The sequence below is a fragment of the Winogradskyella sp. R77965 genome (assembly GCF_044594915.1).
In the GTDB taxonomy this organism is placed as follows: Bacteria; Bacteroidota; Bacteroidia; order Flavobacteriales; family Flavobacteriaceae; genus Winogradskyella.
On sequence record NZ_CP138990.1, the window covers coordinates 2,764,707 to 2,776,151 of the forward strand.

The 11,445-nt window shown below is 32.7% G+C and carries 8 protein-coding genes; 6 read left to right on the forward strand and 2 right to left on the reverse strand.

What is annotated here, in order from left to right; all coding sequences use genetic code 11:
- Positions 1-62: 62 nt before the first annotated feature.
- Complete coding sequence (locus SJY34_RS12410; protein WP_400076096.1) at positions 63-1,322, forward strand: cation:proton antiporter; 1,260 nt, start codon at positions 63-65, stop codon at positions 1,320-1,322.
- On the opposite strand, the gene SJY34_RS12415 is transcribed toward SJY34_RS12410, so the two are convergent.
- Positions 1,308-2,027 carry a DUF3298 domain-containing protein gene (locus tag SJY34_RS12415; protein WP_400076098.1) on the reverse strand — a complete coding sequence of 240 codons (720 nt, stop codon included), beginning with the start codon at positions 2,025-2,027 and terminating at the stop codon, positions 1,308-1,310. The genes SJY34_RS12410 and SJY34_RS12415 overlap by 15 nt on opposite strands.
- 113 nt (positions 2,028-2,140) lie before the next feature.
- Between SJY34_RS12415 and SJY34_RS12420 the strand changes: the two genes are divergently transcribed.
- Positions 2,141-3,280 (forward strand): cystathionine gamma-synthase, encoded by a 1,140-nt coding sequence (locus SJY34_RS12420; protein ID WP_400076100.1) that lies wholly within the window; start codon positions 2,141-2,143, stop codon positions 3,278-3,280.
- 70 nt (positions 3,281-3,350) lie between these two features.
- Here the strand turns inward: SJY34_RS12420 and SJY34_RS12425 are convergent, their stop codons facing one another.
- Positions 3,351-4,160: a THC0290_0291 family protein gene (locus SJY34_RS12425; RefSeq protein ID WP_400076102.1), complete on the reverse strand. Its 810-nt coding sequence runs from the start codon at positions 4,158-4,160 to the stop codon at positions 3,351-3,353.
- Between the two features lie 217 nt (positions 4,161-4,377).
- Here SJY34_RS12425 and gdhA point away from each other — a divergent pair, with 217 nt between their 5' ends.
- The 4 genes from gdhA (at position 4,378) to SJY34_RS12445 (ending at position 11,409) form a co-directional block, all read left to right on the forward strand.
- Positions 4,378-5,721, forward strand: a complete 1,344-nt coding sequence (gdhA, locus tag SJY34_RS12430) for an NADP-specific glutamate dehydrogenase (RefSeq protein ID WP_400076104.1) — start codon at positions 4,378-4,380, stop codon at positions 5,719-5,721.
- A 121-nt stretch (positions 5,722-5,842) separates the two neighbouring features.
- A complete protein-coding gene (locus SJY34_RS12435; RefSeq protein ID WP_400076106.1) occupies positions 5,843-8,227 on the forward strand; it encodes an ABC transporter substrate-binding protein in 2,385 nt (794 codons plus the stop codon).
- A 3-nt stretch (positions 8,228-8,230) separates the two neighbouring features.
- Positions 8,231-8,950 (forward strand): DNA repair protein RecO, encoded by a 720-nt coding sequence (gene recO / locus SJY34_RS12440; RefSeq protein ID WP_400076108.1) that lies wholly within the window; start codon positions 8,231-8,233, stop codon positions 8,948-8,950.
- 23 nt (positions 8,951-8,973) lie between these two features.
- Positions 8,974-11,409, forward strand: coding sequence for a TonB-dependent receptor domain-containing protein (locus SJY34_RS12445; RefSeq protein WP_400076110.1), 2,436 nt, complete (start codon positions 8,974-8,976; stop codon positions 11,407-11,409).
- Positions 11,410-11,445 lie beyond the last annotated feature (36 nt).

Below are 11,445 nucleotides of genomic sequence, written 5' to 3' on the forward strand. Positions count from 1 at the left end.
TTTATAGTATACGTTATTACAACAGAAATAGTTTATTTTAGCAAAAAGAAAACACTTGTTACATGGATTACTATTCAATTGCTACTATTCTTATCGTTTTATCTGCTGCATTTGGCTATATCAATGTTCGGTTTTTAAAACTGCCTATTACTATTGGCTTAATGTTAATTACCATTGTTTTTACCGTTGTAATAGTTGGTATTGCACAGTTCGATGATACCTTACTTATTAGAGAACGAGAATTTATAGGAATGATTGATTTTGAAACGGTTCTTTTAGACATAATGCTTAGCTTTTTACTTTTTGCAGGTGCTTTACATACCAATTTTAATCAATTAAAAATTCAAAGAGGTCCCATTTTGGCTTTTGCGACTTTAGGTGTTTTAACCTCTACTTTTTTAGTAGGTATTGTTATGTTTTATGTTTTACAATGGATGGGATTAGGCGTTGATTTTATCTACTGCCTATTATTTGGTGCTTTAATTTCTCCTACAGATCCTATCGCCGTATTGGGAATATTAAAAAAAGCAGGAGCTCCAAAAAAATTGGAAACTAAAATAGTGGGAGAATCCTTATTTAATGATGGAGTTGGTGTCGTTGTATTTTTAACCATTTTCGCAATAGCAGCAAAACCAGAAGCCGCCATTGCGTTTTCGGACATTGCTACTTTATTTGGTCAAGAAGTCATCGGTGGCATTGTGTTGGGCCTTTTTCTAGGTTGGATTACTTATCGCCTAATGAAATCTATTGATAATTACGAAATTGAAGTTATTTTAACTTTAGCTACTGTAATGGGTGGTACCATGTTGGCCCATGAATTTCATCTTTCTGCTCCTTTAGCCATGGTTACTGCCGGTCTTATTGTTGGAAATGATACAGTTAGAGATTCTGCAATGTCTGAAACTACCGAAGCTTATGTAGATAAATTTTGGGAGCTTATTGATGTTTTACTAAACACCATTCTGTTTGTAATGATAGGTATGGAAATGTTAGTTTTAACTTTAGAAGGGCAATACATTTATGCCGGTTTATTGGCTATTCCAATAATCCTCATATGTCGTTATATATCTTTATGGCTACCCATTAAATTCTTTTCTAAACGATTAGATTTTGTACCCAAAACAAATTTAATAATGACTTGGGGAGGTTTGCGAGGTGGAATTTCAATTGCCTTAGCACTTAGTCTAACCAACGAAATGCATAGAGAGTTGTTTTTAGTAATTACTTATGCCGTTGTTGTGGTGTCTATTGTTGGCCAAGGATTAACCGTTGGGCCAATCATAAAAAGACTGACAAAGAAAAAAGGTTTAGTTGACTTTTAAATAGGACTGAACATCTTCAAAAGGAATAACAAATTCAGTATAACCTTGCTCGAAAGAAGCTATCTCATAGACATTATAGAGCAAGACTAAACCATCTTCGCTATAACCAATATTTTCTGGTAATTGAAAGGGTTTACCAAAAAAGAAGTCTTCCATTTTTAGATTTTCATCTTCAGTTTCTAGAGCTTTTATAAAATGCTGCTGAGCTAATTTTTTAAATTCTCCTTGGTTTTCGATAATATCATTTTGATTCAGATCTTCACCAGATTTAGCATCTAAATTGAGGAATATGATCTTGTCATTGCCATGCGCACCACCCTTAAATTCGTAAGTACTAATCGCTAAAGTAATCACTTCTTCAGATTGAAAAGTTTTTTCAGTTTCGATATGAAGTTCCCAAACAGGCTCGGATTCTTCTGGAAAATCTTTTTTAAAGCTAACGTAATCTGAATTAAAGTCGCTTAAAACTTCCTTTAGAACCTTATTGTTTTCAGGAGTACTTACAGTACTAATTAATGCTTTTTCAATAGTGTTGTTAATGGTATTACTAAGGTCGCTATTTCCGGAAGCTTTATTATAAATAGCAGTAATTTCAGCTTCAAAAGATTCTTCAACAGAAACGGTTTCAAACGTTACCGGTTTAGATTCTGAAGTACATGAATTTAAAATGATTAGAAAAATCAGAAAGGGCCATAGTTGTTTCAAAGTAGATGAGGTTCTGTTAAACATTCAATAAAGGTATCATATAGAATTGAAGAGAACGAATTATCGATTAAATTTGTTGTTCAGTGAAGAAGGCTTTTTATTATAATTCAATTATGAAATTCAATACAAAAACAATACATGGAGGGCAAAAGCAAGATCCTGCTTATGGTTCTGTAATGCCACCAATTTATCAGACATCAACCTATGCACAATCCACTCCAGGAGGTCATAAAGGCTACGAATACTCTAGAACACATAATCCGACTAGAAATGCTTTAGAAAATGCTTTGGCAAGCATAGAAAATGGTAAATATGGTTTAGCTTTTGGTTCTGGTTTAGCTGCTATTGATGCGGTTTTAAAGTTATTAGAACCAGGTGATGAGGTCGTATCTACTAATGATTTATATGGAGGGACTTACCGTTTATTTACTAAGATATATGAACGGTTTGGAATAAAATTTCATTTTGTTGGTATGAGAAATGCTACTAATATTGAAGAATTCATAACTCCTGATACAAAATTGATTTGGGTAGAGACTCCAACTAATCCGATGATGAATATTATTGATATTGTGGAGACTTCTAAAATTGCTAAAAGGCACAAAATTTTGTTAGCGGTAGATAACACGTTTGCTACTCCCTATTTACAACAACCATTAGATTTGGGAGCTGATATTGTAATGCATTCGGTAACTAAATATCTTGGTGGTCATAGTGACTTAGTGATGGGAGCTTTAGTGGTAAAAGATAAAGAATTAGCGGATCGTTTATTTTTTATCCAAAATGCAAGTGGTGCTGTTTGCGGACCACAAGATTCATTTTTGGCGCTCAGAGGAATAAAAACATTACATATTCGTATGCAACGCCATTGTGAAAATGGAAAGGCTGTAGCGGAATATTTGGCGAGTCATCCAAAAATTGAAAATGTGTATTGGCCCGGATTTAAAAATCATCCGAACTATGAAATCGCAAAATCTCAAATGAACGATTTTGGTGGAATGGTCTCTTTTACCACTAAGGGAAATAATTATGAAGATGCTATCAGAATAGTTGAAAACCTCAGAGTATTCACTTTGGCAGAATCCTTAGGTGGAGTAGAATCTTTAGCAGGTCATCCAGCAAGTATGACGCATGCTAGTATTCCTAAAAAAGAACGTGAAAAGACCGGAGTTGTAGATTCGTTAATTAGATTGAGTGTTGGTATTGAAGATGAAGATGATTTAATTGCTGATTTAAAACAAGCTATAGGCTAATTTAAACCTTGAATAATAAAAAAGACCAAATCATATAATTTGGTCTTTTTTATAAGTTTTATTTAAAATCTTAGTCTAGATAATAGATGTAACCAAAGTTTAGCCAAACTAACCAGTCGTTTGCCTTATTTGATTCTAGTTGATGATCTAGACCATCAGTAAAGTCACTGAAAAAGTACTGAAACCTTAAATCTACCATTAAATCTGAAAGTATGGAAAGTTTGTATCTTGTCCCAATACTGCTTACTATAGACCACGTAGTACCACTCGTATCACTTATAGAACCAGGCTCCCAACGTGTGTAAAAATTCGATGGAATTTCAATATTTCCAACATCACCAGGACTTGAAGGATTTACATAATCAGTGTATACACTCGGATTATAGGATACATAATGAGCACCCAAACTAACAAAAGGAGCGAAGGAATATGAACCAGCAGCAAAGGCTCTTATACTTCTAGGGAAATATTCTAGTTGCATACCAACATCCCAATTTTCGGCTTCACCACTATGACCTCTTAGACGATCTGCATTTTCTGAAGTATAATCAGGACTTACCCATTCTCCAAAATGATTTAGTGTTGTTCTATTCCAAGAAATTTCACTTCTTAGTTTAAAATGATCATTGAAGTACTTGTCTGTTGTATAACAGTTGCAATCTGCACGATAAGCAAAGTTAATATAGTGTATTATACCAACTCCAAAACCAGTATTTCCAGAATTGGTTTCAAAATCATAGCGAACACCAAAATCAGATTGGTATGCTATAGGTCCAGCAATTACACCTATCTCATGAGAAAAACCTAGTTGAGAATAACTTATTTGCACTGATAACAGCAATGCAAAAGCAATAATTAGTTTTTTTATGTTTACTATCATTTAGTTTTAAATTGGGGTCTTTTACCGAGCAAATATATAAAAACTCGACGAACTACCAAATAAAACGGATAAAATGCACAAATTATTATTTTATTAAAAATTCAACAATTAGCAACTAGTAAAATAATTATTGAGAATATAAAAATTATAAACGGTTATTTTTATAGATAATGTATCTTTGCACCCAATTAATCACAATTTCTTAACAATTACATATATGAAAGACAAAATTGAAGCTTTTTTAGATCTTGTAAAGGAACGAAATGGTCATGAACCAGAATTTTTACAAGCCGTTCAAGAAGTAGCGGAAACAGTAATTCCTTATATAGCTAAACACGATATATATAATGGAAAAAATATTCTGCTTAGAATGGTAGAACCCGAAAGACTTATTTCTTTCAGAGTGAGTTGGGTAGATGATGATGGTGAGATACAAGTTAACAGAGGTTATAGAATACAGATGAATTCTGCGATTGGGCCATATAAAGGCGGTTTAAGATTCCATCCTACTGTAAATGCAAGTATTTTGAAGTTCTTGGCTTTTGAACAGGTGTTTAAAAATTCATTAACAACGCTTCCAATGGGTGGAGGTAAAGGTGGTTCTGATTTTGATCCAAAAGGAAAATCGGATAATGAAATCATGCGTTTTTGCCATGCGTTTATGACAGAATTGTACAGACACATTGGTCATAATACAGATGTACCGGCCGGAGATATTGGAGTTGGTGCAAGAGAAATTGGGTTTATGTTCGGAATGTATAAAAAATTGAATAATACTTTTACTGGAGTTTTAACTGGTAAAGGAGCGTCTTGGGGAGGTTCTTTAATACGACCAGAGGCAACAGGATATGGAACGGTTTATTTTGCGGATAACATGTTAAAAAGAAAGAACGATTCTTTTGAAGGAAAGCGTGTTACGATTTCTGGTTCTGGTAACGTGGCACAATATGCTGCTGAAAAAGCAATAGAATTAGGAGCGACCGTTTTAACTCTGTCAGATTCCGGAGGATATATTGTAGATGAAGAAGGTATCAATACAGAGAAGTTGGAGCATGTGATGTACATTAAAAACGAAAAGAGAGGAAGAATTAGTGAATACACAGAAAAATATCCAAATGCAAAATTTGTAAAAGGAGAAAGACCTTGGTCAGTAAAATGTGATATTGCTCTTCCTTGTGCTACTCAAAATGAATTAAATGGTGATGAAGCTAAGCAGCTAATAGAAAATGGATGTATGTGTGTTTCTGAAGGTGCTAATATGCCTTCAACACCAGAAGCTATTCACGAATTTCAAAAATCAAAAATCTTATTTGCACCAGGAAAAGCTTCTAATGCAGGTGGTGTAGCTACTTCTGGTTTAGAGATGAGTCAAAATTCATTACGATTAAGCTGGTCTAGAAAAGAAGTTGATGATAGACTAAAGGATATCATGGAAGACATTCATGATTCTTGCGTGGAGTATGGTAAAAATGATGATGGTTCAATAGATTATATTAAAGGGGCTAATATTGCGGGCTTTGTAAAAGTTGCAGATGCCATGTTAGCGCAAGGTATAATATAGAATATCAATTTTTAAATAATTCAAAGCTTTCAGGAAATTACTGAAAGCTTTTTTTGTGACTTAACATATGAATCTCGCATTATTATCGTTACTATTAATATCTTTGAGCAAACTTTTTTTAATGGTTAAGACTGTTTATAACATATTTTTACTGGTTTTTGGATTTTCAGCTTTTTGTTATGGTCAAGAAGCTGCTTCATTATGGACAGGACATTATTCTTATAATAATATTGTTGACGTCGTAAGTGGTGAAAATAAAATATATGCAGCTGCTCAAAATGCAATTTTTGAATATGATGTATTAACAGCAGAAACAAATACAATTACTACCGTAGAAGGTCTTTCTGGTGAGCAAATTACTGCGATTTATTATAGTGATATATACCAATATTTACTCATTGGTTATGAAACAGGTCTAATCGAAGTATACTCAGAAACTGACGAATCTGTATTAACTGTTGTTGATATTCTTGAGAAACAGAATATTACACCAGCAAATAAGCGTATTAATCATTTTTATGAAAAAGAAGGACTTATTTATATTTCTACAGATTATGGAATTTCTATATATAATTTAGAAGGGCTAGAATTTGGAGACACTTATTTTCTAGGAAATGGTGGAACTCAAATAACCGTAAAACAAGTTTCTATATTAAATAATGAAATTTATGTAGCGTGTTTGGACAACAACGGTATAAAAAAAGCAGATGTAAACAATACTAATTTAATAGATTTTCAGCAATGGCAAACTATTGTTACCGGAGACTATTACACAATGAGTACCATAAATGATGCTATATATTCAGTAAGTTCTAATAGAGTATTATATGAAATAAGTGGCGCTTCAATCAACACACTATTTAGCTTACCATTGCTCCCTCTAGATGCTGAGGTTACAGATTCTAGTTTAATTTTCTCAACTACTAATACAGTATATGTTTATGATGAGAACATACAATTAGTAAATAGTTTTCAACCAACAGCTGACCTAGTCACTAATTTTACTTCTGCTGCTCAGTTAGATGAATTTTTATATATAGGCACAGAAAATTTTGGAGTATTAAGAAGCCAGATTTCAGATAATAGTATTTTTTTAGATATTAAGCCCAATGGTCCTCTTTTTAATGAAGTATTTAGACTAAACTCAGATTCTGAAACGGTATGGACAACCTTTGGTGATTATTCCCCTTCTGTTAATCCTTCTCCATTTAGAAGTAGAGGAATCAGTTATTTTAAAGAAGACGAGTGGAAAAACATTCCATTTGATAGTGTTTTGGGAGCAAGAAATCTATCTGAGATTTCAATTAACCCATTTAATCCAGATCAGGTATTTATTAGTGCTGTTAATGATGGCATTTTAGAAGTCAACGATTTTGAACCTACTATTTTATATAATGAGAATAATAGTGGCTTAGAGTCTTTAATTTTGCCAGGTTCACCAGATTTTAAGAGTATTAGAGTTACTGATACAGAATTCGATAATAATGGTCTACTCTGGTCTATAACCAGTAGAGTTGACGAAGCATTAAAATCGTACAATCCCAGCTCTGGAAGTTGGCAAGGGTATAGTTTTTCTAGCCTTATAGAAAATCCTTTATTAGACAATCTCGCTTTTTTTGAAATAGAGATTGGTGATAACGGTACTAAATGGATAGGCTCTTATGAATTTGGATTAATGGCTTATAATGAAAATGAAGCCAACCCGATACGTAATATTAATTCTGAAACACAAAATGTGCTTCCGTTTATGAGATTTACTGCTCTAGCCTTAGACAATAGAAATCAACTTTGGATTGGCACTACAAAAGGATTGAGAGTATTATTTAATACTACAGGATTTTATGACGATCCTAACCCAAGCTTAAATCAAATTATAATTTTAGAAAATGGTATCCCTAAAGAATTGTTAGAAAATCAATCTATTTTAGATATCGAAGTAGATGGATCTAATAATAAATGGGTTGCCACGGCAGATTCTGGTGCATTTTACTTTTCATCGGATGGACAAAATACAATTTATCATTTTACAAAAGATAACTCACCATTACCCTCTAATAGTGTTAACGATATTGCTGTAGATGCAGATAATGGTATTGTTTATATAGCAACTAGTAGAGGATTATTATCATTTAAAGCTGGAGGATCAAAACCCGAAGAAACTCTAGAAAATGCTTTTGCTTATCCTAATCCTGTACGACCAGAATATAATATACTTGGTTTTAATGATTTAAATGATATTAATAAAGGTATTAAGGTCAGTGGATTAACAGATCGTGTAAATATTAAGATTACCGACATTGAAGGTAATTTGGTTGCGGAAGCACAATCAAATATCAACCTGCGCTCTTCTAATAGCAACTATAATTTTGCAATTGATGGCGGAACAGCCGTTTGGAATGGTAAAAATCTTGCCAATTCTGTAGTTAGAACAGGTGTGTATCTAATCATGATTTCTGATTTAGATTCTTTTGAAACTAAAGTCATAAAGGTTTTAATAGTTAGATAAAAGATGCTTACAAAAAACAATAGCATTGTTCTTTCAAAACTAAAGTATAGAGATTATGACCTCATTGTAAAGTGCTACACTCAGCAAAGAGGTGTAGTGAGTTACATGCTAAAAGGTGTTTTAAAATCTAAAAAGGGTTTATCCAAAACTGTTTATTTTCAAGCCTTATCACAGCTGCAAATCGAAGAAAATTATAAGCCCAGTCAATCACTTCATTTTATAAGAGAAGTAAAATTTAATTATATCTACAAAAGCCTCCACAACAATATTTATAAAAGTGCTATTGTAATATTTTTATCAGAAATACTCTCTAATGTACTCAAAGAGGAAGAGAAGAATGAAGGGTTATTCGACTATATTGAAACTGCACTTCAGTATCTAGATAACGAAGATAATTTTTCCAACTTTCATTTGTTATTTCTATTAAAGCTGACCCGTTATTTAGGGTTCCAACCGGAAAATATAGACGAAAACTACCCTTATTTTAATTTACAATCTGGAATTTTTGAAGCTTCAGATCAAGGTATATATTCAATTTCTGGTGATAATTTAACATTACTAAAACGCTTATTGGGCACAAAATTTGATGCATTAGATACTATAAAAATAAATGCAAAACAGAGACAAGAGTTTTTAAATATGTTATTGTATTATTTTGAATTACATTTGGGCAGCTTTAAAAAGCCTAAATCTTTACAGGTACTTAATGACGTATTTCATTAAGCCAACTTTTAAGAAACGATTTAATGACGATTAGCATAAAAGTGAAGTATAGTATCATCTTTGTAATTTTTTTATTTCTTTTTCAACAGGCCACTTTTTCTCAAAATATTACTGTTTTAGAAGAAGGAAGTAATGAGCCAATTCCTGGTGTTGCAATTTATAATTTAAAGAAAACCAAATATGTAGTTACAGATATAAATGGACAAGCCAAGATAGATGATTTCAATCCAAGAGAAATAATTTATTTCCAAAACTTGTTATATGAAAAACTACAACTAAGAAAATTTGATATTTCTGAAAAGAATAATATTATTTATTTAATTCCAAAAGTCGAAGATCTAAAGCAAATTGTCATTTCTGCATCTAAATTTGAGCAAAGTAAACGCGATATTCCTCAAACCATTGTAAGTTTAAGTGCTTCAGATATAGCCTTAGCTAATCCGCAAACTAGTGCAGATTTATTAGAGAACACGGGTAATATTTATATTCAAAAAAGTCAATTAGGAGGTGGAAGTCCTATGATTAGAGGATTTTCTACTAATCGACTTTTACTTTCGGTAGATGGAGTCCGTATGAATAATGCCATTTTTAGAGGAGGCAACTTACAAAACGTTATATCCATAGATCCTTTTGCCATTCAAAATACAGAAGTCACTTTAGGCGCTGGTTCTGTAGTTTATGGAAGTGATGCTATAGGAGGTGTGATGAGTTTTTACACCAAAAAACCACAGCTATCGTATAAGGATAAGATTTTTCTAAAAGGAAATGCATTGGTAAGGTATGCAACTGCTAACAAAGAAAAAACAGGGCATTTTGATATAAATCTTGGATATAAAAAATGGGCTTTCCTTACAAGTGCTAGTTATACGGATTTCGATGATTTAAGAATGGGTAGTAATGGGCCTAGAGAGTACCTAAGACCAGAATATGCAGTGAGAGAAAATGGCGAAGATGTTATAATTGCCAATTCTAATCCTTTGGTACAAATACCAACAGGATATGATCAAATAAATCTAATGCAAAAGGTGAGATATGAGCCATCAGACAATCTTAATTTTGATTTAGGCTTATACTATTCTACAACCTCAGATTATCCGAGATACGATAGATTAATAAGATACAATGGTGATAGTCTGCGATCAGCAGAATGGAATTACGGACCACAAGAATGGTTTATGGGTAATTTTCAGTTAACCAAATTAAGTAGTAATTCTAACCTTTATGATAAGATCAAGACGACATTAGCTTATCAGAATTTTAAAGAGAGTAGAAGTGATAGAGATTTTCAATCTCCTTTACGGGAGTTGAGAGAAGAATCTGTAGACGCCATTTCTTTGAATGTTGATTTAGAAAAGCGACTAAATACCAAAACAAGTTTTTTTTATGGTATAGAATATTTACATAATATAGTAGGTTCCGAAGGGTTTGAAGAAAATATTGAAACTAACGAAACTGTTCTAAATGTTACACGTTATCCAGATAGGTCAACTTGGCAATCAATGGCGGCCTATGCCAGCTTAAAATATAAACCTAATTCTAAGTTTGTATTTCAATCAGGACTTCGTTTTAATCAAGTAATTGCAAAAGCAGATTTCACCGAGAACAATGCGTTTTTAAACCTTCCTTTTGATAATGCTGAGGTAAATACAGGTGCATTAACTGGTACAGCTGGTTTTACATGGTCACCTAGCAATATGATTCAATGGAAACTTAACACGTCTACGGCATTTAGAGCACCAAATATAGATGATATTGGTAAAGTGTTTGATAGTGAACCTGGTTCTGTGGTTGTACCAAACAAAGATTTAAAAGCAGAATATGCGTATAGCGGCGAACTAGGCTTAAAGTTGAATTTTGAAAACAAGGTCATAATAGATTTAGCAACGTATTACACTTTTTTAGACAATGCTTTAATTCGAAGAGATTACGAATTAAATGGTGAAACAGAAATAGTTTATGATGGCGAATTGAGTAATGTTCAGGCAATACAAAATGCATCAAAAGCTTGGATTTATGGGTTTGAAGCAGGAGTAGAAGTTAATTTTACTGAGCAACTAAAGCTACGCTCTCAATACAATGTCATTGGTGGTACGGAAGACAATAATGGAGTAGAAGAACCTGTAAGACATGTGGCTCCAAATTTTGGAAGAACTCATTTAATTTGGAAAAACAAAAAGCTTTTAGTCGATGCTTTTTTAGTGTATAATAATGAACTTTCGTTCAATCAATTATCACTATCTGAAATCTCTAAAGATTATTTATACGCATTAGATGCTGAAGGTAATCCCTACGCACCATCATGGCATACCTTAAACCTTAGGGCACAATACCAGTGGAATGATAATTTAAGCATTACCGCAAGTATAGAAAATATTACAGATCAGCGTTACAGACCTTATTCTTCAGGAATTTCTGCTGCAGGTAGGAATTTAATTGTAGCATTAAAATATACACTATAAAAAAAGTCCCATTCAATGAGACTTTAAGTTTTTTGT

Bases quoted from the DNA above. Each gene is read 5' to 3' on its own strand.
- SJY34_RS12445 (WP_400076110.1), top strand. From the start codon at position 8,974: ATGACGATTAGCATAAAAGTGAAGTATAGTATCATCTTTGTAATTTTT.
- recO (WP_400076108.1), top strand. From the start codon at position 8,231: ATGCTTACAAAAAACAATAGCATTGTTCTTTCAAAACTAAAGTATAGA.
- SJY34_RS12435 (WP_400076106.1), top strand. From the start codon at position 5,843: ATGGTTAAGACTGTTTATAACATATTTTTACTGGTTTTTGGATTTTCA.
- SJY34_RS12425 (WP_400076102.1), bottom strand. From the start codon at position 4,160: ATGATAGTAAACATAAAAAAACTAATTATTGCTTTTGCATTGCTGTTA.
- SJY34_RS12420 (WP_400076100.1), top strand. From the start codon at position 2,141: ATGAAATTCAATACAAAAACAATACATGGAGGGCAAAAGCAAGATCCT.
- SJY34_RS12410 (WP_400076096.1), top strand. From the start codon at position 63: ATGGATTACTATTCAATTGCTACTATTCTTATCGTTTTATCTGCTGCA.
- gdhA (WP_400076104.1), top strand. From the start codon at position 4,378: ATGAAAGACAAAATTGAAGCTTTTTTAGATCTTGTAAAGGAACGAAAT.